This is a genomic window from Novosphingobium sp. KACC 22771 (genome assembly GCF_028736195.1).
In the GTDB taxonomy this organism is placed as follows: domain Bacteria; phylum Pseudomonadota; class Alphaproteobacteria; order Sphingomonadales; family Sphingomonadaceae; genus Novosphingobium.
In genome coordinates, this window is sequence record NZ_CP117882.1 from 388,471 (window position 1) to 413,758 (window position 25,288).

The 25,288-nt window shown below is 62.9% G+C and carries 16 protein-coding genes; 4 read left to right on the forward strand and 12 right to left on the reverse strand.

Going from position 1 to position 25,288, the window contains the following annotated elements:
* Positions 1 to 109 precede the first annotated feature (109 nt).
* The 4 genes from PQ467_RS18695 to PQ467_RS18710 form a co-directional block, all read right to left on the reverse strand.
* Positions 110 to 2,023, reverse strand: coding sequence for an NPCBM/NEW2 domain-containing protein (locus tag PQ467_RS18695; protein WP_443193030.1), 1,914 nt, complete (start codon positions 2,021 to 2,023; stop codon positions 110 to 112).
* Positions 2,020 to 3,093: an alpha/beta hydrolase gene (locus PQ467_RS18700; protein ID WP_274177044.1), complete on the reverse strand. Its 1,074-nt coding sequence runs from the start codon at positions 3,091 to 3,093 to the stop codon at positions 2,020 to 2,022. The genes PQ467_RS18695 and PQ467_RS18700 overlap by 4 nt, the downstream gene beginning before the upstream one ends.
* A gap of 176 nt (positions 3,094 to 3,269) precedes the next feature.
* The gene (locus tag PQ467_RS18705) at positions 3,270 to 4,295 is read right to left on the reverse strand and encodes a cupin-like domain-containing protein (RefSeq protein WP_274177045.1); all 1,026 of its coding nucleotides are present in this window, start codon (positions 4,293 to 4,295) and stop codon (positions 3,270 to 3,272) included.
* Positions 4,295 to 4,978 (reverse strand): SapC family protein, encoded by a 684-nt coding sequence (locus PQ467_RS18710; RefSeq protein WP_274177046.1) that lies wholly within the window; start codon positions 4,976 to 4,978, stop codon positions 4,295 to 4,297. The genes PQ467_RS18705 and PQ467_RS18710 overlap by 1 nt, the downstream gene beginning before the upstream one ends.
* A gap of 363 nt (positions 4,979 to 5,341) precedes the next feature.
* Between PQ467_RS18710 and PQ467_RS18715 the strand changes: the two genes are divergently transcribed.
* The 3 genes from PQ467_RS18715 to PQ467_RS18725 all read left to right on the forward strand — a co-directional run bounded on the left by PQ467_RS18715 (position 5,342) and on the right by PQ467_RS18725 (position 12,535).
* Positions 5,342 to 8,197, forward strand: coding sequence for a TonB-dependent receptor (locus PQ467_RS18715; RefSeq protein ID WP_274177047.1), 2,856 nt, complete (start codon positions 5,342 to 5,344; stop codon positions 8,195 to 8,197).
* A 72-nt stretch (positions 8,198 to 8,269) separates the two neighbouring features.
* The gene (locus tag PQ467_RS18720; protein ID WP_274177048.1) at positions 8,270 to 9,814 is read left to right on the forward strand and encodes a tryptophan halogenase family protein; all 1,545 of its coding nucleotides are present in this window, start codon (positions 8,270 to 8,272) and stop codon (positions 9,812 to 9,814) included.
* A 57-nt stretch (positions 9,815 to 9,871) separates the two neighbouring features.
* Complete coding sequence (locus tag PQ467_RS18725; protein WP_443193031.1) at positions 9,872 to 12,535, forward strand: glycoside hydrolase family 3 C-terminal domain-containing protein; 2,664 nt, start codon at positions 9,872 to 9,874, stop codon at positions 12,533 to 12,535.
* An 84-nt stretch (positions 12,536 to 12,619) separates the two neighbouring features.
* Here the strand turns inward: PQ467_RS18725 and PQ467_RS18730 are convergent, their stop codons facing one another.
* Complete coding sequence (locus PQ467_RS18730; protein WP_274177049.1) at positions 12,620 to 14,956, reverse strand: glycoside hydrolase family 95 protein; 2,337 nt, start codon at positions 14,954 to 14,956, stop codon at positions 12,620 to 12,622.
* Between the two features lie 173 nt (positions 14,957 to 15,129).
* Between PQ467_RS18730 and PQ467_RS18735 the strand changes: the two genes are divergently transcribed.
* A complete protein-coding gene (locus PQ467_RS18735) occupies positions 15,130 to 16,266 on the forward strand; it encodes an aldose epimerase family protein (protein ID WP_274177050.1) in 1,137 nt (378 codons plus the stop codon).
* Between the two features lie 18 nt (positions 16,267 to 16,284).
* On the opposite strand, the gene PQ467_RS18740 is transcribed toward PQ467_RS18735, so the two are convergent.
* The 7 genes from PQ467_RS18740 to PQ467_RS18770 form a co-directional block, all read right to left on the reverse strand.
* Complete coding sequence (locus tag PQ467_RS18740; RefSeq protein WP_274177051.1) at positions 16,285 to 17,019, reverse strand: FadR/GntR family transcriptional regulator; 735 nt, start codon at positions 17,017 to 17,019, stop codon at positions 16,285 to 16,287.
* Between the two features lie 62 nt (positions 17,020 to 17,081).
* Complete coding sequence (locus PQ467_RS18745; protein WP_274177052.1) at positions 17,082 to 18,764, reverse strand: carboxylesterase/lipase family protein; 1,683 nt, start codon at positions 18,762 to 18,764, stop codon at positions 17,082 to 17,084.
* A 61-nt stretch (positions 18,765 to 18,825) separates the two neighbouring features.
* The gene (locus PQ467_RS18750) at positions 18,826 to 20,268 is read right to left on the reverse strand and encodes a family 43 glycosylhydrolase (protein WP_274177053.1); all 1,443 of its coding nucleotides are present in this window, start codon (positions 20,266 to 20,268) and stop codon (positions 18,826 to 18,828) included.
* Between the two features lie 45 nt (positions 20,269 to 20,313).
* Entirely contained in the window at positions 20,314 to 21,003 is a 690-nt protein-coding gene (locus PQ467_RS18755) for an acetylxylan esterase (protein ID WP_274177054.1), read from the reverse strand.
* Positions 21,004 to 21,263: 260 nt separating this feature from the next.
* A complete protein-coding gene (gene xylA / locus PQ467_RS18760) occupies positions 21,264 to 22,571 on the reverse strand; it encodes a xylose isomerase (protein WP_274177055.1) in 1,308 nt (435 codons plus the stop codon).
* A complete protein-coding gene (gene xylB / locus PQ467_RS18765; RefSeq protein ID WP_274177056.1) occupies positions 22,571 to 24,022 on the reverse strand; it encodes a xylulokinase in 1,452 nt (483 codons plus the stop codon). The genes xylA and xylB overlap by 1 nt, the downstream gene beginning before the upstream one ends.
* A gap of 4 nt (positions 24,023 to 24,026) precedes the next feature.
* Positions 24,027 to 25,136, reverse strand: coding sequence for a glycoside hydrolase family 43 protein (locus tag PQ467_RS18770; protein ID WP_443193037.1), 1,110 nt, complete (start codon positions 25,134 to 25,136; stop codon positions 24,027 to 24,029).
* Between the last annotated feature and the right edge of the window lie 152 nt (positions 25,137 to 25,288).

Here is a 25,288-nt window from a genome sequence, read left to right on the forward strand (position 1 = left end):
ATCTGGGGTCCACGCCTGCGGCGGTCGTGCTTCCCTCACCTGCGGCCGCCGCAATTATGCGAAAGGCCCGATGCGCGATCTGCGCATCGGGCCTTCCTTTGTCGGGTGCTTAACGGTCGAGCGCTGCATCGCCCCATGTTACCGTCACATTCTGCATATCGCCGCGCTCGCCCCGCGCCACCAGTTCGATGAGGCTTGCGCCCTTGATCGCCGCGTTCAGAGCCACCGGCTGATCGCCGCGCTTCATCCACCCGCTGCGCGCCACACTGCGGCCATCGGCAAAGACTTCGAAACGGACCCGCGCGCCGGACGACAGGGCGGAATCGTCGATACCCACTTTGGCGGCAAAGCTGCGATAACCGGCATTGCGCACCTCCAGCCGCGAATTGGCCAAAGCGCCGATCCCGCTGGAGAAATTGACCCCGCCGATGCGCAGGCTCATGCCATAGGGCGTGGCATCGGCGCGCGCGCCGCCCCAGCCGCCATAGATCGGATGTTCGCCATCGCCGCGCGTGCCCCGCCATGGCAGCAGCCCGCGATGCACCATCGGATCGGCCATCGGTTCGACAATGCCATCGACTGCCGGGTTTACGCTGCCCGGCATTTCCGACAGATAGACGCCGTCCGGATGCGCCCTTGCGCCCGAAACGCGGAACACCAGCGTTTGATGCCCGGCCAGATGAAGGTTGACCTCCTTGGTGAAGTGGCTCTGCGCCCCGGTCCACAGGTCGGTCAGGTCGATCCCGCTGTCCTCGCGCAATTTGAGATGGGCGGCGGTGAGTTTGACGTTAATCGGCCCGCCCGTGCGGTTGAGAAGCGCCACCGCCTTGCCGCCATCGGCCAGCGTTTTCACGAAAATCTGCGCGGTGTCGCCATCATAGGCCAGCACTGCCTGATTGCCGCCCGCATCCTGATTGAGCGCGATCAGCGCGCCGTTGCCCAGAATGGAGAGCAGTTCGGGCGTGGCCTTGCGCATGTCATAGCCGATGATCAACGGCGCGTTGAGCATGGCCCAGAGCGCCATATGCGAGCGGGCTTCCTGAACATGCGCGGTGTCGAATTCGCCGGTGCCGACATAGAGCATGTCGGGGTCGTTCCAACTGTTGGGATGGGCGTAAAGCTCGCGCCGGGATGCGGAATCGAGATTGTGCAGCATCCGCTCCCAGTTGGGCGAGATATCCTCGCTGGTGCGCGACATATTGCCCAGTTCCTTGGCCCAGCTGCGCACATCGGCCGCGCCCCACAGACAGATGGAGAGCACATAATCATTGGCAGGCCGCGTGCGCGCCAGCGCCAGCCCCACCCGCCGATAGAGATCGCGCACCGCAGGAATATCGGTGCGCGAAAGGTTTTCATAATCCACCAGCGGCCCCAACGCGCGATACTGGCCCGAGGAAACCAGCTTGTTTTGCGGCGACATGGCCCGGATGCCGCAACCGTCGATCTTGATGAGGTCAAAGTTCCATTCGCCCATCATCAGGCCGATGTCCTGATCGATATGGTCGTACAGGCCCACTTCACGCTCGGCCACATTGCCTTCGGGCTGGCCCTTGAAATCGGCGGTATAGGCCTGACCGCAGGAGTTGCGGCCAATGTCGGAATAGATGCCCGCCTTCAGTCCCATCGCATGCAGCCGGTCGGTCAGTGGGCGAAAACTGGTGTTGCCATCGCCCGTCTGCGCCGAGGGAAAGGCGGCGGTGCGGATCAGCAGGCGCCCGTCGTTCTGCCGCCGTTTCAGCCACCAGCCATCGTCAATATCGACATAGCGATAGCCCTTGGCGGCCAGCCCGGTATCGACCAGCGCCTTGGCCGCCGCCATCAGCTTTTCCTCGTCAATATCACTGTTGAAGACGTTCCAACTGTTCCAGCCCATCGGGGGCAGGGGGGCCTGACCGCGCGCGGTGACGCTCCATTGCCCGGTTGGCGCCAAAGGGTCGGGCGCGGCATGCAGCTCGGTTGTGATCAGGCCGGTTGCCGCAAAGCCGGCGGCCAGCAGCAGGCCGGTTTTCACAGCGCGCTTCACGGGCGTTTTCCCGACACGAGATGCTGGCTGAAGAAGGGCACGACCTGCTCCTGAAAGCGGAAGGCGACGCGGTTGGTGTGATCGCCTTCATAGATGGTGAAACTGTTGGCGATGCCATAGCTGTCGAGCACATCATGCAGCCGGGCGGTGTCGGCCTTCAGGCCGTCCTTGTCGCCCACATCCATGGCGATGGCGGCGTAGCGGCGCAATTGGCCGATATATTGGTCCACAAAGGACAGCGGTGCATTAGCCGCCCATTTGGCCAGCACATCCTCGCGAGGCTTGAAGTCTCCCGCAGGACCGGCCGCCATGGGCAGGTCGAGATAGAGCGGCGGGTTCTTGGGATTGGGCGACCAAGCGGCGGCGGCAGCCAGCGTGCCGCGCTGGGCCCAGGGCAGGGATGCGGAATCCGCCGGGGATTTCATGGCGGCATAAGCCTGCATCGCCTCGGGCGTGACGCCGAACAGCCCGCGCGCCGAAAGGCAGCAGGGGCTCATCAGATAAAGCGCGCCAAACACATCGGCATGTTTCATCCCGATCCTGCTGGCGCCATAGCCGCCCATCGAATGACCGATCAGGCCGCGGCTCTCACGCCGGGCGATGGTGCGGTAATGCGCGTCGATATAAGCGACCAGATCGCGCGAGATGAAGGTTTCGAAATCGCCCGTGGTGGCCGAACTGGAATACATCGAGCCATTATGCGCGGTCTTGCTGTCGGGAAAGACGAAGATCATCTCCTGCGCGCCCTGGGCATAGGCGTTTTCGATGACCTGGGGCACATGGATTTCGGCGGTCCATTGGCGCGCGCCGATGGAATAGCCGTGCAGCGCATAGACCACTGGATAGCGCCGGTTTTTGTCGCGGCCATAGCTGGGCGGCAGCACGATCAGCACTTCGCGCTCGGCGCTGTCGCCTTCCAGAGCGTGTTCGAGTGCGGCGCCGTGGACCTTGATCGTCTGGACCGTGGTGGTCGGGGCGCCGGCGATCGCGGCCGGGGCGGCTGTGTTGACCTGTGCCTGCGCGGGCGCGGTTATCAGCGCGAGCGAGCACAGCAGAGCGGAGCGTTTCATGGCCTTCTCCTGTTTTGTCTGTCTAAATATCGGCATACTGCCTTGGGCCGATCCGCAAAGATTTTCGAGGAACGACGATAAATGGAGCGAATCGTCGCAATGCTGGCTCCGGCAAAGGCCAATGCGGTCGATTTATAATCAGACTAAATAAGAAGGTTGATCTGTCAAGATGTTGCTTATTGCCCGCGCAGCGTCCGCATGATCATCGCCCGGATCTGGCCATAGCCGCCCCCCGCCAGATCGCGCAGCACCCCGCGCTTTTCCGGCGGCAGATGCGCCAAGGGGTGACCATCCGGGCGGAATACGAAATGGTCGAAATAGGCGCGAAACGCCTTGCGGTCCGCCTCGGGCCGTTCGCCCAGCGTAATCATGGCAAGCAGCATCGCCAGCATGGGCGCGTCCGGCCCGATGGCAAAGGCATCCCACCAGAAATTGGCCATGATGTTGAATGGCGAGAGGGCCTCGACCTGATGCCACCACAATTTGGGCAGATAAAGCGCATCGCCCGGTTCCAGTTCCACCACCAGTTTGCGCGCCTCGGCGCGAGCAAAGCGGGGATAGCGTTGGGGGTGATCGCGGTCGGCGGCGGCCATGCTGACCGGTTGGCCGGCCAGCGTGAAGTCAATCGGGCCGACATAGAGGTCGCCGATCGCATCGGGGGGGTAAAGCGTGAAACGCCGCCGCCCGGCCAGCACGCAGGCGAAATTTTCGTAGGCATCATAATGACATGCCACATGCGATGCATTGCCGATCCACAGGCGCATGGCCACTCCGGGCGGCGCCAGCGCGCATGGATGCGCATCGACAAGGCCGGGCAAATAGGCGGGGGTCACCAGAGAGCCCAGATAGGCGGATGGCAGCGCCGGATCTTCGGCGTGAGCCAGCATTCGGTCCAGGGCATCGTCAATGCTCATTTCGATTCGCTCGAAATTTAAACCGTCGAGCCCGTCGCGATAGAAATAGCGCCCCTCGATGGCTGGATCACCCAGCATCACCTGGGGCCGTTTGCCGCTGTCGTGGCGGCGCAGATAATCACAGACGGTGCGGTCGGAAATTTGCGCCGCCTGCAACAATGGCCAGCTTTGCGCATAACCGCGAATCAGCACGGGCTCTCCGCCCATCGCCACCTTTTCCCGAAAGGCGGTCGGGTCGCGCAGTGCCGGATCGTCGGCGGCCCATTCGCGCAAAGGGCGCGTCATCATCAGCCGCCCGCCAGTCGCTCATTGCGGCGTCGGGCCAGCACGGCCACCTGATGCAATGATCCGCGAATCGTCCATGCGGCCTGCAGCCAGCCCTGACGAAATAGTCGGACGATATCCATATCATCCAGCGCGTTGAGCGCGTCCCCGCTGATCGTATAGAGCCCTTCAAGCGACACGCGGGCGCCATCGTCGAAATTGAGCGTAATATCGACGGGTTCGATGATGCGCAGGCGGAGCATTTCCTCAATAAATGCCTGCGTGGGCGGGGTGTGCTGGACCATGACGCCCACGGCGCGCTGGATCAGGCGCATCTCGTCGCTGGGGCTGCCGTCGGCTTCGAACAGGGGGATCGTGCCGCCCGGCGCAAAGCGCGGGTCGGCCAGATCGATCACAATATCGCCACCATCGGCAAAGAAGCCCTGGCGCTGGATACTGCACGGCAAAAACGCCGCATTTGCCTCATTCGCGCCTTCAACCAGCACTTCGCCAGAGGAAAATCCGTAAAGCGCGCCCAGCCCGAACTGTCCCGTTTCCGGGCTTTTGGCAAAGAAGAGCGGGCAGCAGGAGGCAGCCTTTTCCGCCTCGATCAAGGTGATCTGAACAAAGTGGGGATGGCCTCCCGCCATCGGGTGAATGCGCAGATCGCGATGCGCCACACTGTTGAGTGCTTCCAGTTTTTCCACCAATGTCCTCTCCGTTCGTTTGCGCTAACTATGCGTGAAAGCAGGGCGGACGAGCAAGCGCACTTTCCGCTTTTCGCCATTTTGTCTGCCTTATGTGTGTATATTCCGCCACACCGCCGCCTTGCGCTAATTACCCAGACTTATTTCTCTTGATAGCGCTACCTAACTCCGCTAGAGCCGCAATGCAAGGTGACGCAACAGCACCGCATGGAGAGGAATTGCAGGCATGCCGCGACCCGCGGCTCCATCTGTAATTCATCGCAAAATCCGCAGGCAGTCCGGCAAGATGGTCGGCGGAGCAGACGTGCAGGTGTCGTTGCCTTGGGCGGGCAATCGCCAGAACGTATTTCAAGGGGAGAGGATATGGCAAAAGCATTAGTTTCAAAATGGCTGCTCGCCGGCGGCATGAGCGCCCTGGCGGTGGCCATGGCTGGCCCGGCCTATGCGGCTGAACCGGCCGATCCGTCGAATGCTGAAATTATTGTCACCGGCATCCGTGGCTCGCTTCAGCGCAACATGGACATCAAGCGCGCCGCGTCGGGCGTGGTGGATGCGATCTCGGCCGAAGACATCGGCAAATTCCCTGATTCCAACGTCGCTGACTCGCTGCAGCGCCTGCCCGGCATTTCGATCCAGCGCACCGGCCAGCGCGGCGAAGCCAATGGTGTGACTGTGCGCGGCTTTGGCGGCGATTTCAACGATACCCAGTTTGACGGTCGCCATCTTTCCACCGCATCGGGCAACCGCGCGGTCGATTTCACTACCATCGGTTCCGATTTCGTCAGCCGTATGAGCGTTTACAAGACGCCGGACGTGACGCTGGGCTCCAGCGCCATTGGCGCTACACTGGATGTCAATCTGCCCAAGCCGTTTGATCGCAAGGGTTTCCAGATGGCGGCCAAGGCTGCGGGCACCGTGCAGGACCGCAACGGCAAGGTTGTGCCTTCGGGTGGCCTGCTGCTGAGCAACACCTTTGCCGATGATACGGTGGGCTTGCTCGGCTATGTGGCCTATCGCCGCGCGGACACGACCTCGAACCAGGTCTTTATCCCCGGCTGGATCGGCAAGCAGTTCAACACCTGTCAGGTCAATGCCGCCTGCACCGACGCGCAGCTTTCCAATCCTTCGGCACCGACCAAGGTGGGCTGGTTCCCGCAGCAGATCGGCGCCAATCAGGTGACGACAGAGGATGCGCGCATCGATGGCCGCATCGCCTTCCAGTGGCAGGCCAATGACAAGCTGCTGCTGACCCTTGATGACAATTTCAGCCGTCAGGTCCTGCATCAGCAAAGCTATGGCTATGGCGCGTGGTTCAACGGCGACGACCTGCGCAATGTGAAGTTCGATTCCAACGGCACCGTGACCGATTTCAATCAGTTCGGCACGCCGATGGACTTCAATGCGGGCATCCAGCGCACGATCAACCAGACCAACATGTTCGGGGCCAACCTGAAGTGGGAAGCGACCGACAATCTGAAGTTTGACTTTGACGCCGCCCTGTCGCGCTCGGTGCTGAACCCGGGCAATAACGGCTATAATGACAATATGGACATCGGCTATGGCGGCAGCAATGTCGATCCCAATGGCACGTTTGTTTCCACGCCCTGCACCAATGGCGTCTGCACCCGCTATTCCACCATTCTGGGCGCCAACACCGGCGCGACCATGCTGGGGAGCAGCGCCAATTACCTGCCCAGCATCCATGATGTCGGCCCGGCGGGCAATGCGGCGGCTTTCACCAACCAGGCCGTTATCGGCAACCACGTGATCGTGCGCGGCGCCAATTACTACACCGACTTGGTCAAGCAGTTCAAAGCTGCGGGCCGGTGGGAACAGGAAAACCTCAAGATCGACTTTGGCGTCCGCTATTCGGAAGACAAGTTCCATCAGGAAAGCCAGAACACCTTCGTCAACGGCACCTTTGCCCGCTATGCCGGTTATGGCGCGCCTTCGGGCCGCACCGGTTCGATCGCCCCGCTGCCCGCCAGCATCTATCAGGGCATCATCAGCACCTCGGGCTTCATGCCCGGCTATTCGGGCAATGTGGCTCCCGCGCTCATCAAGTATGATCCCTATGCGGTCTACAAGCTGCTTGATCCCACGGGCGTGGGCACGGCGCCCGCCTTTGACCCCAGCACCGTGCTGGGCGTGAAGGAGCAGACCTATGCGGGTTGGCTCAAGGTGGCGATGGATGCCGATCTGGCGGGCATGCCGTTCCACTTCTCGGCGGGCCTGCGCGATGAATTCACCCATCTTGAGGCTTCGGCCATCGGCACGCTGCCGGTCAACCTGATTACGGTAACGACCGACCCGACGCTGATCACGGTGGGTTCGTATACGCCGCAGCAGGCGATCATCAAGACCACCAACTACAACTACCTCCTGCCCAGCTTTGACGCCAAGCTGGAGGTGACGCCTAAGCTGACGCTGCGCGCCGATGCTTCGCGTACGCTCACACGCCCCGCGCTCAGCTATCTCAAGCCCAACATCACGCTGGGCACGATGCGCAAGGGCAGCCTTGCCGCATCGGGCGGCAATGCGGCGCTCAAGCCCTATCTGTCGGATAATTTCGACGTTGCGGCCGAGTTTTACTACAAGAAGAACTCGTACTTTGCGGTCAACGGCTTCCTCAAGTATATCTCGAACTTCATCGTCGGGGGCGTGAGCACCCAGTCGATCAACGGCGTGACCGATCCCTTCACCGGCCAGACCGCCCAGTTCCAGGTCAACGGCCGGATCAACGGGCCGGACGGCGTGGTCAAGGGCGTGGAAATCGCCTTGCAGCACGTGTTTGGCGAAACCGGCTTTGGCTTCAACGCCAATGCCACGTTGGTCAAGACCAATCGCAATTTCGACACATCCGACATTTCGGGTGCGGCCTTTGCGATCACCGGCCTTGCCAATTCGGCCAACTTTGTCGGTTTCTATGACAAGCACGGCCTTCAGGCCCGTGTGGCTGTCAACTGGCGCGACAGCTATCTGCTGACGCTGGGCCAGACGCAGGGCGGCACCTTTGGCGCGGAACCTGTCAACGTGAATCAGCAGGTTCAGGTCGATGCCAGCGCCAGCTATGACATCACCAAGCAGGTGACGATCTTTGCCGAAGGCACCAACCTCAACAATTCGACCTACAGCACCTATGGCCGTTGGTCGAACCAGCCGCTTGATACGTGGTCCTATGGCCGCCGGTTTGTTTTCGGCGCCCGTTTCCACTATTAATCGGACATAAGGCGAGGCGGCGGCCGGTTTTCCGGCGCCGCCCGCCATCATAACAGGCATCGGAGCAGGGGAATGGTTCAGGCGGTGCGCAATGTGGTGATCGTGGGCGGCGGCACGGCCGGTTGGCTGACTGCGGCGATCATTGCGGCCCGGCATCAAGGGCGCATGCCCGGGGATTTCACCGTAACGCTGGTGGAATCGCCCGATGTCCCCATCATCGGCGTGGGCGAGGGCACATGGCCCACCATGCGCCAGACCCTGAAAAAGGTCGGCGTTTCCGAAACCGATTTCTTCCGCGAATGCGATGCCGCCTTCAAACAGGGCGCGCTTTTTGCCAAATGGACCACCGGCGCGCCGGATGACGCCTATTACCATCCGCTCGTTTTGCCCCAGCGCTTTGGCCAGTTGAATATGGTGCCGCATTGGCTGGCCTCGGAGAGCAACGAGAGCTTTTGCGATGCGGTTTGTCCTCAGGGGCAGGTGTGCGATCACGGCCTTGCGCCCAAGACCGTCAGCACAGCCGAATATGAAGCGCTGACCAATTACGCCTATCATCTGGATGCGGGCAAATTCGCCCCCTTTATGCAGCGCCATTGCACACAAAAGCTGGGCGTGCGCTATGTGCCCGCCGATGTGCAGGATGTGATCCAGCATGAAAACGGCGACATCAAATCCATTGTGACCATGCAGGCGGGCGAGATCGAGGGCGATCTGTTTATCGACTGCACGGGCACGCATGGCCTGTTGCTGGACCGCACGCTGGGCGTTGGTTTCCGTGATTGCAGCCATATCCTCTTCTGCGACACGGCGCTGGCGGTGCAGGTGCCCTATCCCGCGCCCGACGCGCCGATTGCCTCTCAGACGATTTCCACGGCCCAGTCGGCAGGCTGGATCTGGGACATCGGCCTGCCCACGCGGCGCGGGGTGGGCCATGTGTTCTCCAGCCGTCATATCAGCGACGATGAGGCCGAGGCCGAATTGCGCGCCTATCTGGGGCCTAGCGCCAAGGATCTGCCCGCGCGCAAGCTCAAGATCCGTGCGGGCCATCGCGAGACCTTCTGGAAACGCAATTGCGTGGCCGTGGGCATGGCGGCAGGCTTCCTTGAACCGCTGGAGGCTTCGGCCATCATGCTGATCGAGCTTTCGGCCAAGTTGATTGCCGAACAGATGCCGGTCAACCGCGAGGTGATGGATATTGTGGCCGACAGGTTCAATGAAAAGACCCATTACCGCTGGGGCCGGATCATTGATTTCCTCAAGCTGCACTATGTCTTGAGCCAGCGCCGCGACACAGCTTTCTGGCGCGACAACATGGACTCGGCCAGCATTCCGCAGCGTTTGCAGGATCTGCTGCACCTGTGGCGTTATCAGCCGCCGTGGTTCCATGATGAGTTTGACCGGGTGGACGAGGTGTTCCCGCCCGCCTCCTATCAATACGTGCTTTATGGCATGGGTTTCCGCAGCGAGGTCGAGCGCGAGCATCTGCGCCCGGAGGCGCTGGATGCGCAGCGCGCGCTGCGCGAAAACCGCGAGATGACGCAGAAGCTGATCTCACGCCTGCCGCGTCATCGCGATCTCATTGAAAAGATCGCCCAATACGGACTTCAGCCGGTGTGAACGTGTGGGCGCCATGTCGGCGCCCCGCCATTCGATCATGCCTCAGGGGAGAATTGTGTGTCCCATTTTCTGAATGCTTCGCGCGTGCCCGTTTCGCGCGCCACTCTTGCCGCCGCCCTGCTGCTGGCCCTGCCCCATGCGGCATCGGCCCAGGGCGCCGATCCGGTTGCGCAGGCCGACAGGATGGCCGCCGATCTTGTGGGCAAGCTGACCACCGAGGAAAAGGTGGCGCAACTCGTCAATGTCGCCCCGGCGATCCCGCGCCTGAACATCCCGGCCTATAACTGGTGGACGGAAAGCCTGCATGGCGCAATCGGCGCGGTGCCCACCACCAATTTCCCCGAGCCCGTAGGCCTTGCCGCCACATTCAACACGCCGCTCATCCATGATGTGGCGCGCACGATCAGCGTCGAGGTGCGCGCGCTCCACACGTTGGGCCGCGAGACAGGCCATCTGGGCAAGATCGGCACCGGGCTGGACACATGGTCGCCCAACATCAATATCTATCGCGATCCGCGCTGGGGCCGGGGGCAGGAGACCTATGGCGAGGACCCGTTCCTGACTGCCCATATGGGCGTCGCCTTTGTCACGGGCATGCAGGGCGACAATCCCGACCTGCCCGATGTGGTGGCCACACCCAAGCATTTTGCCGTGCATTCCGGCCCGGAGTCCACGCGCCACGCGGCCAATGTCTTTGTCTCGCGCCATGATCTTGAGGATACCTATCTGCCCGCCTTCCGCGCCGCGATTGTCGATGGGCACGCGGGCTCGATCATGTGCGCCTATAACCGCATCGACGGCCAGCCCGCCTGCGCCAGCAATGATCTTTTGAAGGACCATCTGCGCGCGGCATGGGGTTTCAAGGGTTATGTGGTGTCGGATTGCGATGCGGTGGTCGATATTGCCGACCATCACAAATATGCCACCGATCCTGCTGCGGGCGTGGCTGCGGCTTTCCGCACGGGCGTCGACAATGAATGCCACACCGGCACCATCGGCGAGGCCAAGGGGCTGGGCGACCGCTATATGGCCGCGCTCAAGCGGGGCTTGCTGACCGATGCGGACCTTGATCGCGCGCTGGTCCGCCTGTTCTCGGCCCGCTATCGCAATGGCGATCTGCCGGGCCTCGCCGCGCGCCAGCCCTCGATGGTGCCCGTCAAGGCTATCGGCACGCCGCAGAATGGCGCGCTGGCGCTGAACACGGCGACGCAGAGCATGGTGCTGCTCAAGAATGACGGGCTGCTGCCGCTGCGTTCCAATTCGAAAATCGTGGTGGTCGGCCCGCTGGCGGATGCCACGCGCGTGCTGCGCGGCAATTATTCCTCGGCGGCCAGCGCTCCGCCGGTCTCGGTGCTCGACGGGCTGCGCCGCGCCTTCCCCAAGGCGACCATCGTCCATGTGCCTTTCTCGTCCTCGATCACCGATGGCGATCTGGTGCCCGATGGCCATTTCGTCACGCCCGACGGCAAGCCGGGCCTGCGCGCGGCCTATTACAATGCGATTGACCCCAACGCCCCGCGCGGCGAGCGAAAATTCGCCGCCAAGCCGGTGGTGACCCGCACCGAGACCAACCTTTCGACCAAGGCTTCGGAGCTGAAACAGGTGGCCGACACCTACAAGGTGGTGTGGGACGGCTATTTCGTCGCGCCGGACACCGGCACCTATCGCCTTGCCGTGACAGCGGTGAAAGGCGCGATCGAGATCGACGGCAAGCCCACCGTCAAATCCGACCGTTATTCGCTGTGGGGCGAGCGGCCCGAATTTGTCGATGTCGATCTGAAAAAGGGCCAGCGCTACAAGATGCATTTCGACATGGAAGGCGGCGGCGCGGCCTCGCCCGGCATGTTCTGGAAACGGATTTCGCATGACACCTATGGCGACATGGCGCGCGCGGTGAAGGATGCCGATGTCGTACTGGCCGTAGTGGGCCTGACCGCCGAGCTGGAAGGCGAGGAAATGCCGATCAAGATCGAGGGCTTTGACGGGGGCGATAAGACCTCGCTCGAACTGCCCGCCGATCAGCGCGAATTGCTGGCCAGGGCGAAGGCGGCGGGCAAGCCGCTGGCCGTGGTGACGATGAACGGCAGCCCGATCAATCTGGGCTGGGCCAAGGACAATGCCAATGCGATTTTGGAGGCATGGTATCCGGGCCAGTCGGGTGGGTTGGCGGTGGCCAATGTCCTGTCGGGCGCGGCCAATCCGGCGGGGCGTCTGCCTCTGACCTTCTATCGCGATGTCAAGGACTTGCCTGCCTTCGACGATTATTCGATGCAGGGCCGCACCTATCGCTATTTCACCGGCACGCCGGTCTATGGCTTCGGCTATGGCCTCAGCTATACCAGCTTTGCCTATTCCGCGCCGCAGATTGCGCCGGTCGAGGGCGACGCCGCCAAGGGCATCCGCGTGACCGCCCAGGTGCGCAACACCGGCGCGCGCGACGGCGACGAGGTGGTGCAGCTTTACCTCAAGGTTCCGCAATTGCCCGGCGCGCCGCGCATTGCCCTGCGCGGGTTCCAGCGTGTTTCGCTCAAAGCCGGTGAAAGCCGTCAGATCACGCTCGACCTCTCGCCCCGCGATCTTTCGGCCGTGACGGCCGACGGGCGGCGTCAGGTGTTTGCCGGGCATTATCAGCTCACCCTTGGCGGCGGCCAGCCCGACAGCGGTCTGCCCAGTGTTTCGGGCGAGTTTGATGTGGCCAAGCCTGCCGATCTGGCGCTCTGATTTCCCCGCCCCTCCGCTTAGACCCACCCCAGCGACCCGGGGAAGCACTGAAGGGCCGGCAGCATCGCGCTGCCGGCTCCTTTTTTATGCCGGCCGCAGATTGGGGCCATAGAGCCGCATGACGCGTCCGGGCGCGAGCCGTAATGAGCGCGAGACGGCGCCCAGACGCAAGGTGCAATCCTGCGCGTACATAGCGGAAAGCGTTACCTCGGCGAGTATGCCCTCGCGCCAAACCAGATCAACCCGCACCCCGCCGCGCGCAACCAGCCCTTTTGCCTCCCCTTCGCGCCATGCCGTGGGCAGGGCGGGCAGCAGATGGATCAGCCCATCGCGGCTGTTCAACAGCATTTCGGCCATGGCCGCGCAGCCGCCGAAATTACCGTCGATCTGAAAAGGGGGATGCGCATCGAACATGTTGGGATAGGTCCGCCCCCGGCCCAGCAGAAAGCGCAGAATGCGATGCGCCCGCTCGCCATCGCCCAGCCGCGCCCACAGGGCAATGCGCCATGCCGTGGCCCAACCGGTCGATTCATCCCCGCGCTTTTCCAGCGAGACACGGGCCGCGCGGGCCAGATCGGGCGTGGTGTCGTGCGCGATCTGCTGGCTGGGATAAAGGGCGTAGAGATGCGAGACGTGGCGATGGTGCGCCTCGGGCGCGGCATCGTCCCAATCCTCCAGCCATTCCTGCAATTGCCCGCTTTTACCGATCCGGTCGGGCGCCAGAGCCGCGCGTGTCTTGGCCAGTTGCGCGACGAAATCGGCGTCCTTGCCCAATTGCCGCGCCGCATCGGCCGTGCGGTCAAACAGATCGCGCAGGATCTGGCGGTCCATCGCCGGCCCGGCGCAGACCGAGGCGCCGAAGGGATGCGGGTTTTCCGGCGAGATCGAAGGGGAGGTGACCAGACCCTTGGCCGAAGGCTGCAGCGTGTCGAGGAAGAACAGACAGGCCCCGTGCATCAGCGGATAGATGGCCGCGAGATAGGCCCGGTCGCGCCCATAATCCCAACGGTCCCACAGCATGTTGCACAGCCATGCGCCGCCCATCGGCCACAGGCCCCATGCCGCGCCGTCGATGGGCGCGGCAGCGCGCCACAGATCGGTGTTATGATGTGCCATCCAGCCGCGCGCGCCATACATCCGCTGCGCGGTTTCCCGGCCCGAGTGCGCCAATTCCCGCGTCAGGCGCAGCAAGGGTTCGAAACATTCGGCCAGCCCCACCGGATCGGCGGGCCAGTAATTCATCTGGGTGTTGATATTGATCGTATATTTCGAACCCCAGGGCGGGTTGGTCTTGTCATTCCATATGCCCTGCAGATTGGCCGGTTGGCATCCGGGGCGCGACGAACAGATCAGCAGATAGCGCGCATAGTGAAAATAGAGCGCGGCCAGTGCAGGATCATCCTCGCTCTCATTGGCGGCAATCCGTTGGTCTGTGGGCAGCGCTGCGCCCTCGCCCGGCGTCAGTTGCAACGAGGCGCTGCGATAGAGGCGGCGATGCTGCGCCAGATGGCGCTGGCGCAAGGTGGCAAAGGGCAGGGCGGATGCCGCGGCAATCTGTTGCGCGGTGATGGCCTGCGGATCGCCCGAGACGTCTTTGGGGCCGCGATGGCTGGTTGCCATGGCCAGCAGCAGGATGACCTCGCGCGCGGGATCGACATGGAGGGCATCGCCCTGCGCGCGCCATGTGCCTTGCGGAGCGAAGATACGGAGACGGGCGGAAAAACGCAGCGCGCCGGGGATGCCCTCGGCCATGCCGTTTTGGCCCGAAAGCAGGATTGTGTCGTCTTGCGCCGCCGCCTCGGTGGTGTGCGGACTTTTCAGGCGCAGCGTCATCGCGGGCAGCAGGCCGCCCTTGGCAAAGATGCGCAGGGCAATGACCTGATCGGCGGGCGAAGCGAAAATCTCGCGTTCGATCGTTACGCCGCCTGCGGCAAAGCGGGTGGAGGCAGTGGCCGCGTCAAGGTCGAGTTCGCGGCGATAGGAGCCGACCGGAACGCCGAGCGGCATGTCGATCAACAGATCGCCCAGCGTCTGATAGGCCATCTGATGCAGCGGGCGGCCCATCATGGCGGCATCGGCCAGCGCTTGCGCTCCGGCATAATCGCCCTTGGCAATCAGCGCGCGCACTTGCGGCAGAGCCTGTGCGGCCTGTGGATTGACCGGATCATAGGGGCCGCCGCTCCACAGCGTATCCTCGTTCAATTGCAGGCGTTCCTGCCCGGTGCCGCCAAAGACCATCGCGCCGATCCGGCCGTTGCCGATGGGCAGCGCCTCGGTCCAGACCTTGGCCGGATCGGTGTACCACAGGCGGTGTTCGCCGAGCGTCGTCGGGGCGTCGGTTTGCCGGGAAACGGCGCTTATGGCAGGCTGGCCCAGCATAGAGGCGCTGGCGGCCAGATATTCGCGGCGGGTGAAGGTCATCCTGTAATCCCATCTTATATTTAGTCCGATTATATATTGACGGGCCTGCAAAATTTCTAGATGAAATTCAGCGATAAATCCGGATGAACGGTGAGTGTATGGCTTGGGATGCTTGCCTGACGGACTGGCCTTGCAAATACATAAGTATGACAAAATTCGATGGAGAGTATGCGATGGACTGGACGAAATTGGCCGGATCTGCGGTGGTGGCGGTAATGCTTTCGTCGAGCGCCCATGCCGCGACGGCCCGGCGCGAGGACGGCGGCAAACTGGCCGATGGCCGCGCGGTCGAGGCGGTGACGCTGACCAACGGCCATGGGGTTTCGGCGCGCATTCTGGCCTATGGCGCCACGTTGCAGAAATTCATGGCGCCCGACCGTCAGGGCAAATCGGCGGATATCGTGATCGGCCTGGCCGATGCCGGGGCGTATGAGGCGCGCCAGTCCTTTTTCGGCGTCACGGTGGGGCGCTATGCCAACCGGATCGCGGGCGGCAAGTTTACACTTGATGGCCAGACTTATCAGCTTCCGCTCAATGACAAGGTGAACAGCCTGCATGGCGGCGGCAAGGGCTTTGATCGCCAGTTGTGGAAAGTCGAAAGCGTAACCTCGGGCAAACTTGCCTCGGTGGTGCTGCGCCATATCAGCCCCGATGGCGACAGCGGCTATCCCGGCACGCTGGACGCCACGGTCACCTATTCGCTGGATGAAGCGGGCAATCTGACCATCGCCTTTGCCGCGAAAACCGACAAGCCGACCATTGTTAACATGACCAATCATGCGCTGTTCAATCTGGCGGGTGAGGGCGGGCCGCGCGATGCCATGGACGAGGTGCTGACCATTCCGGCCAGCCATTACACGCCGGTCAATCCCGCTTTGATCCCCACAGGCGAATTGCGCGCGGTGGCGGGCACGCCGTTTGATTTTCGCAAGGGGCGCGTGGTGGGCCAATCTTTGCGCGATGGGCATGACGAGCAATTGGCGATTGCGCGCGGCTATGATCACAATTTTGCCATCGACGCCGGGCTGACCAAGACGCCCAAGTTGCTGGCCCGTCTGGCCGACAAGACCTCGGGCCGGGTGCTTGAGGTGCTGTCCACCGAGCCGGGGGTCCAGTTCTACACCGGCAATTTCATTGACGGCACGATGCTGGGCAAGAACGGCCATATCTATCGCATGGGCGACGGGATCGCGCTCGAACCCCAGAAATTCCCCGATACGCCCAACCAGCCCGCCTTCGGTTCCGCGCGGATTGATCCCCAGCATCCCTATGCCCACACGATGGTCTATCGCGTGTCGGTGGCGAAATAGGGAGAAGAAGCACCTCGCCTAGATGGAAAGGCCGATGTCCTCCAGCGCCAGTTCGATCAGCCGCACCATGGCGGCGCGTGCGGCGGCCGGATCGGCATCGGCAATTGCATCGAAGAGCACGCGATGGTCGGGCACGGGATCGCGCGGCAGCTTGCGTTTGCGCTGCTTGTAGATCGTGGTCCAGCGCACGGCCGCGCCGATCGAGCTGGCCAATGAGATCAGCGAGGCATTGCGCGTGGCGCTCAGCAAGGTGCTGTGAAAACTCTGGTCGGCGGCCTGTCCGGCGGCGCTGGCCAGGCCATGGCGCGCCATTTCCTCCAGCGCATGGCCCATTTGCGCCAATTGCTGCCCGGTGCGGCGGCGCGCGGCCAGTTCCGCCGCCGCCGGTTCGAGCACCATGCGCAATTCAAACAAATCGTCGATAAAGCTCTGGGTCGGCTCGCCCTCAAAGGTCCAGGCCAGCACATCGGGGTCCAGCATATGCCAGCGCGCCGGATCGGTGATGCGCGTGCCCGCCTTGGGCTTGCTTTCCACCAGCCCCTTGGCGGCCAGAATGCGGATCGCCTCGCGATAGGCGGTGCGCGAGATGTTGTTTTGCTGGGCAAAATCCACCTCGCTGGGCAGGACGTGGCCGGGCGGATAATGGCCGGTAACAATGGCTATGCCCAGATCGCGGGCAATGGAGCCATGAATCCGCAGCGATTTATCCACCCGATCCGTCGTCTGATACTCCTGCACTGGCTTTTGATTCACCGCCAAGGTCCCTCCCGCAGAGCGCAGCCTATGGCGGTTTTCTCACCTTTGTCCAGTCGGTGCTAGGTCAGCAGGAGGCGGCGCACCGCGCCTTCGGGGTCGTTTTCCATCCGGCATTGGGTGTCGAACACCATGGTCTGGCAATGCACCGGATCGCTGGGGCCCCATGCCAGTCCCGGCTGGTTCGGATTGCCGGTATGGGCAAAGGCGGCCCATGCTCCGGCCATTTTGCGGGCGATGGCTTGCGCTTCGGGCGTGTTGCCGGTGGCCTGATCGCAGATTTTGGTGTTGTCGAAGCAAAAGGCCAGTTCGGCCGTGTGCCATGCGCCGGGAATGCCGTCGAGGATCGGCGTCTGCCATTGGAACAGATATTGGTAGGCCGGCGCCCCGCCCGCATCATGGCGCAGCTTGACCATGCGGTTCACATTGTTGCGCCCCGACAGGCCGCCCACGCCATAGGAAAGGGTGCGGATCGCCTTTTCCGGATGGGCTTTTTTCATCGCGGCGATCAGCGCATCGGCCTTGGCCTCGCCCAGCGCCTCGGTCAGTTGCGCGCGCCATTCGGCCTCGCTGGGGTTGCGGCCAAGGCTGGTGCCTTCCTCGCTGACATTTCCGAAGATAACGGGAATGTCGCGCGCGGCGGGCGGCGCCACATCATGAAACGAGCGGCAGGTGATGTTGCGCATGTCCATCGTCGGCGCCCAGCCCACGCGGGGCGTCGGGCTGGCGCTGCCCCCCGGTTGCAGCACGCCGGGGCGCATCGGGCCATTGATGCGCGTGGCGACGGCATTGCCTGCCTCGAACAGCCTTTGCCATTCCATTTTCTGCAACGCCGCCATATCGCCCTGCGCCACGCCCAGTTCGCGCAGCACTTGCCGCGAGAAATAGCGCGATTGATCGGCCGACGGAATATTGCCCCCGCCGCCCGATTGCACGATGGCGCGATGAAACAGGCCCTTGGCCGCAGGCATTCCCATCAGCGTGGTCACTTTCGACCCGCCGCCCGACTGGCCATAGATCGTCACCCGGTCCGGGTCGCCGCCAAAGGCGCGGATATTGTCGCGCACCCATTCCAGCGCAAAGACCAGATCGAGCATGCTGACATTGACGGAATCGGCATAGGCATCCCCGCCAAATTCGGCCAGATCGAGAAAACCCAGCACATTGAGGCGATGGTTGACCGACACCTGCACCACATCATGATGCCGCGCCATCTGCGCCCCATCATGCGAGGCCAGTTCATAGGAGGAGCCGAAGGAAAAGCCCCCGCCGTGCAGATAGACCATCACCGGTTTCGATCCCGACAGCGATCCGGTCCAGATGTTGAGCTTGAGCATATCCTCGCCCAGAAAACCGTCGGTCCATTGCTGGATGAACGTATGCTCGATGGCGCGGAAACTGTGCAGCGTCTGCGGGCAATTGGCGCCATAGGCAAGGGCGGGATATTCCCCTTCCCATGCCTTGGGCGGCTGGGGGCGCAGCCAGCGGTTGGCCCCGGCGGTGGTGTCGCCATAGGGCACGCCCTTGAAGGTGAACACGCCGTCGCTGACATAGCCGCGCACCTTGCCATAGCGGGTGGGAACAATGGCGGAATGTGGGGTGGAACAATCGCTGGTGTGGATGGCGGGGGCTTTGGCCGCCGGTTTGGCAAGAGCCGGCGAGGCGGCAAGGCCGATCCCAATCCCGGCTGCGGCGAGCGCGCCCCGCCGGTCCGTGATGATGCTGTCTGATGCGCTTTTGGTCATGACATCCTCTCTGGTCGGGCTCTCTGGTTGGCCCATTCTGTTTTGCGGCCTCTTGCGGATTTCAGGGCAGGCGGAAGGTCCAGCGTCCCGCATCGCTCTCGGGCGAAAAGCGCACCAGACGGGCCGTGCTGCGCCCCACGGCGGAGAGCGCCAGCGGCGCGCGCGGATCGGGCGTATTGCGCGGAATGATGCGATAGGTGCCGTCGGAAAGCTGGTCGATGCGCCAGAGCTGTTCGGGCGCGCCGGTGAAGGTGGGCACGGTGATCACCTCGCCCGCAGGGGTGGCGGCCAGTGCGCGCTCGGTTCCTGCAATGGTGATCTTAACATAGGGCGCGCCCATATAGCCGCCCGCGCCGGGCGCTGGGCTGATGGTCCAATGCTGATGCGGGCGGACCATGTAATCACCCATGTCCACCGCGATTTGGCCTTTGGGCCAGACCTTGCTGTTTTCCTCCAGCGTCTGATCAGGCAGCGGCTTGTCCGGCCCGTCGGCGGGATTGCGGAACCAGCTTTTGCGGAAATCGAAGGGCAGGCGCACCTCGTCCACCGCCAGTTCCAGCGCGCCGCCGCGTTCGGACTGGATCTCATAGGTGCCGGGGCGCAGGTTTTCCTGACCCACCGGCCAGCCATTTTTCCAGGTCAGCGGCAGGATCGCCAGCACGCTGCGTCCCGAACGGTCCATGTCGGCTTCCCAATGGAAGGAGAATTTCTCCACCCCGTCGCCCAGATCGACCAGCCCGAAATGGCCCGCGCCAAGGCCCCGCCCATGCGCGCCCCACACCAGCTTGCCCCCGCCCTTCAGCATGGGCACGCCGAAATTGTCGACATAGGGGCCCAGCGGATTGCGCGAGCGGCCCACGCGGATGTTATAGGTGGAATTGGGCCCGTCGCAGCAGGTGCCCTGCGTGCCCAGCAGGTAATACCAGCCGTCGCGATGCATCAGCGCGGTGGCCTCAAGGTCGATGGCAATGTCCACCGGCTGGTTGCCCGCGACGCGCTGGCCGGTTGCGGGGTCGAGTTCAACCATGCGGATATAGCCGAAATAGGTGCCGTAGCTGAGCCAGAGATGGCCGTTGGCATAGAGAAAGGCAGGGTCGATGGCGTCGCACGGTTCCTTGCCGTCGCTGGAGGCGACGATGCCTACGTCGTGATAGGCGAAATCGGGCGATTTGGGATCGAGCGATTTGGTCCACATCACTTTGACATTGCTGGCATGGCCGCCGTTCATGCCGCCGCCGCCCACGGCATAGGCGACGTAATAGCGGTCCCCGATCTTGATCGTGTCGGGGGCCACGCCGCCGCCGGGGCGCACGCCGCCTTTGTGCCAAGTCCAGCCATCGGAAGACACGAGCCCGCCTTCGCCGGTGCCGAAGGTGTAATACTGGCCATCGGAAAAGGCGATGGTCGAGGGGTCGTGGATAAAGGGTTCGCCCTCAAGCTGGGCCTTGGCGCCGCTTGCGGCCAGCGCGGCAAGGCAGAGCGCGGGGATCAGGTGTTTCTTCATGACGATTATTCCGTGAGAAAAAGGGGGCGATCAGCGGTTGAAGCTTCAGCGCGTCGTGATCCGCAGATCAGTGATCGGGCGACCCGCATCATCGACAAAGCGGGCGCAGAAATCGCTGAGCCCCGGCCCGTTGATGATTGCCCCGCGCAGGATATTGCGCCCTTTATGCAGCGTGACGCGCGGCGAGACGGCATCATCCATCACCATCCGTCGGTCACCGAACAGGGCGGTGGTTTCCGCGCCGTTCAGCCACCACATCGAGGCCGAATTGGAGCCCACCGCCAGATGCGCGTCGGCGATCTCGCGGTCGCTTTCAACAATGGTGGTGACCCAGAAGATCACGCCATAGGCCGGTTTGCCCAGCCCCTGGGCCAGATAGAACAGTTTGGCGTCGAACAGGCCGGCATCCAGCGCATGCCATTGCAGGCTTTGCCCATCCACGCGTATTGTCTGGGCATCGCGCGGGATGGCCTTTGCCCCGCCGGGCAAGGCGGCCTTGGAAAAAGCGTCGCGAACATAGGCGCTGGTAAAGCCCTGATTGCTGCGGTTGGGCTTGGCGATGGGTTCGAGCACCAGCCAGCGGCGCAGGAAGCCATCCTGATCAGGGCGGGCCGTGGGGGTGGTGACGGGGGTGAAATAAGGGGCAAGCGAGGCCGCGGGCGTGGCCGCGCGCGCTGATAGGGGGGCGAGTAAAAGCGCGGCGCCAAGCAGGGCGGCTGGGGATATTCGGGGCATGGCAATCCTCTGGGAAAGGCTCTTTTATTAGTCTGATTAAATGCCAGAGAATCGATGTTTGCGCTATCATTTTGTGCGCTGAAAAGTGGAATTCTGAAAATGGAGACGCAAGTTCAGTCAGGCATAACTGGATATTCATTCAGCTTTGATGGTGCCGGTCCAAATGGATATCGTCTGATTATATGAAAATTCTCGTATAAATTCCGGGCAAGAAAAAGGGGGCGCGCGGCCCCCTTTCCCTCGTCTTGGCTGTTCCGCGATCAGAAGCGGTTGATCAGATTTTCCAGCCATTCCTGACGCCCGGAAACCGGCTGGGGTGCCAGATCGCCGCTCACGGCCAGATCGGCAATCCCGGCCAGATCGGCGCCCTTAATGGTTTGGCCCAGATCGCCGTTCCAACCGGCATAGCGTTCATCGCGGAAGGCATCGAGGCGGCCGTCCTTGATGATCGCTTCGGCCCGCAACAGCGATTTCGCGATGACATCCACCCCGCCGACATGGCCATGCAGCAGGTCCGCCGCATCCACCGATTGACGGCGCACCTTGGCGTCGAAATTGAAGCCGCCGGTGGTGAAACCGCCCGCCCGCTCGATCTCGATACAGGCCAGCGTCAGTTCCTCGACCGAATTGGGGAACTGGTCGGTGTCCCAGCCATTCTGGGGATCGCCGCGATTGGCATCGATTGAACCAAGGATGCCCAGCGCGCCCGCCATGGCGATTTCATGCTCGAACGTATGGCCCGACAACGTGGCGTGGTTGGCCTCGATGTTGACCTTCACCTCGCCCTCAAGGCCAAAGCGCTTGAGGAAGCCGTACACCGTCTGGGTGTCGAAATCATACTGGTGCTTGGTGGGTTCATGCGGCTTGGGCTCGATCAGGATCGTGCCGGTGAAGCCGATCTTGTGCTTGTGCTCAACCACCAGTTGCAGGAAACGCCCGAAATTCTCCTGCTCCACCGCCAGATTGGTGTTGAGGATCGTGTCATAGCCTTCACGCCCGCCCCACAGGACATAATTCGCGCCGCCCAGACGATGCGTGGCCTCCAGCGCATCGCGCACCTGACTGGCGGCCCAAGCGTAGACTTCCGGGCGTGGGGAAGTGGCGGCGCCCGCCAGATAGCGCGGGTGGCTGAACAGATTGGCCGTGCCCCACAGCAGCTTGCGGCCATGCTGGGCCTGAAGCTCTTCGAGATGATCGACGGCCAGCGCAAAGCTCTTGCGGAAATCACCGATGCTTTCGGCAGGGGCCATCACGTCCACATCGTGGAAGCAGTAAAACGGCAGGTCGAGCTTTTCGACGAAGGAGAGCGCGGCCTCGCGCTTGGCGCGGGCGGCGGCCTCATCCTGCGGACCCTGCAACCATGGGCGGTTGAACGTGCCCGCGCCGAATACATCGCTGCCCGGCCAGCAGAACGTGTGCCAGAAACAGACCGCAAAGCGCAGATAATCTTCCATCCGCTTGCCAAAAACCATGCGGTCCTTGTCATACCAGCGATAGGCAAGATCGCAGGCCGCATCGGGGCCTTCATAGCGGACCGTATCAAATTCGGCGAAATAGGCGGCAGACATCAAAAGCTCTCCTGAAGTTGGCGCAGCGCCCATGTGGCGCGCTGGAAACGCTGGCGTTGGGGGGCAAGTCGGGCGGCCAGATCGAGGTCCGGCTCGATGGTGGCGCGGATCGGCGGGCGTGTGCAGATCGAGGCCATATCGCCACCCAATCCCAATTGGGCCAGACGCGCCGCACCCAGCGCCGGGCCGACCTCGCCGCCCTCCAGATAGAGCAGGCGCACGCCCAGCACACTGGCCAGAATATGGCCCCAATAGAGAGAGCGCGAACCGCCGCCGATCACGGACAGTTCCTCAATATGCGTGCCAGCCTCGCGCAGGGCGTCGATGCCGTCGGCATGGGCAAAGGCCACGCCCTCCAGCACGGCGGCGGCAAGGCGGGCGGTGTTGGTCTCGTTGCTGAGGCCGACAAAGCCTGCGCGCAGATGCGGGTCATTATGCGGTGTGCGTTCGCCCGAAAGATAAGGCAGGAACAGTTCTGGCCCCGCGCATGGCCCTGCGCTTTCGGCCAGAGCAAAGAATTCCGCCGGACCGCCCACCTGACAGGCCGATGCCGCCCAATCGATGCAGGAGGCGGCCGAAAGATGCACGCTCATTTGATGCCACACGCCGGGCAGGGCATGGCAAAAGGCATGGACCGCGCGCGCCGGATTAGGGCGGAACGCATCGCCCGCCACAAAGATCACGCCCGATGTGCCCAGCGAGAGCATGCCTTGCCCTTCGCCCGTCACGCCCACCCCTAGCGCGCCCGCCGCATTGTCGCCCGCGCCCGCGACTACGGGTACGGCCTCCATGCCCCATTGCGCGGCCACTTCGGCGCGCAAGTAGCCGGTGATCTGCGGCCCCTCATACAGGCGCGGCATATGGTCAAGCGTCAGCCCGGTCGCGCCCAGCAGGGCCTCGGACCATGCGCGGCGGGCGACATCGACCCACAGCGTTCCGGCCGCATCCGACATGTCGCTAGCCTTTTCGCCGGTCAGGGCAAGGCGGACATAATCCTTGGGCAACAGCACCGTGCGGGTCGCGGCAAACACCTCCGGTTCATGTTCGCGCACCCAGAGCAGCTTGGGCGCGGTAAAGCCGGGCATGGCGATATTGCCCGTGATCGCGCGGCTTTGCGGTTCGGCGGCCTCCAGCGCGGCGCATTGCGCATGGCTGCGCCCATCGTTCCACAGGATCGCGGGGCGCAAGGGTCGGTCATCCGCGCCCAGCAGCGTGGCGCCGTGCATTTGCCCGGCAAGGCCGATGGCCGCCACCGCCCGGCGCAACCCGGCATCCAGCCCCAGCACCGCGCGATGCGTCGCATCCACCCAGTCATCAGGCGCCTGTTCAGACCACAATTCCTGCGGCCGCGAGACAGAAAGCGCCGCGCTGCATTGTGAAAGGACGCGCCCGTCGCTGGCGGTTACGACGGCTTTGACCCCGCTCGTGCCGATATCAATGCCAAGGAACATGGGATCAGCGGGCCTTCATCGGATCGATGGTCTGGATCGTGCCATCGGGGTTGAAGGTCAGTTCGGTCACCTTCACATTGCGCAGGTGGTTCTTGTTCGAAAGCTGGGTGTCGGCATAGAACAGCCACCATTTGCCATCGGCCTGAATGATCGAATGGTGGGTCGTCCAGCCCTGAACCGGCTTCAGAATGTGGCCGATATATTTGAACGGGCCATAGGGATTGTCGCCGATCGCATAATTCAGGAAATGCGTGTCGCCGGTCGAATAGGTGTAGTAATATTTGCCCCCGCGCGTGAACATCCATGACGCTTCAAAGAAACGCCGCTCATGGTCGCCGGTCAGGACGGGCTTGCCGTTTTCATCAAGGATCACGGCATCGCGCGGTTTTTCGGCAAAGCTCTTCATGTCGGCGCTCAGGCGCGCCACCTTGCCCGACAGGGCGGGCTGGTCATCCTTGCCAAGGTCGGTGTCCGAACCGTTGGGGTCAAACTTGCCGCCGGCCCAGCGCTGAAGCTGGCCGCCCCAGATGCCGCCGAAATACATATAGCTCTTGCCGTCTTTATCGGTAAAGACCGCCGGGTCCATCGAATAGCTGCCCGCAATCGGCTTGGGCTCGGCCTTGAACGGCCCCATCGGGCTTTTCGAAGTGGCCACGCCGATGCGGAACGTGCCAAGGCCGTTCTTGTCCTTCGCCTTGTCGCGCGCGGGGAAGTAGAGATAGTAGGTGCCGTTCTTGTAGGCCGCATCGGGCGCCCACATCTGCTGGCTGGCCCAGGGCACGTTCTTGACGTCCAGCGCCACCGGCCCGACCGTCACCTTGCCGCCGATGCGGTCCATGCGCAGCATGCGATAGTCGCGCATCGCATATTGGTTGCCCAGATCGTCATTGGGAATGTCCGTCGGGATATCGTGCGAGGGATAGACATAGATCTTGCCGCCAAACACATGGGCCGAAGGGTCGGCGGTATAGATGCTGGTCACCAGCGGTTGATCGCGAAAGGCCGAAGCAGGCGCGCCGGGGGCATCTTCGGCGCCAAAGGCGTGGGTGGGCAACAGCGCGGCCAGCATGGTGGCCACGCCAAGGGTGGAAATCTTTCCCTGCACGTTCGACATCCTCAATTGATGTGGCCCTCTTGACGCGGACCATCACGACCCCTTGGTGATAGCGCTATCGTTTGGAATCGGCAATCGCAATTCGCCATCCCCCGCGACAAATTTGCATCCGCAGGAGATGGACCGGAAGCCCCTCCTTTGATAAATGGTAG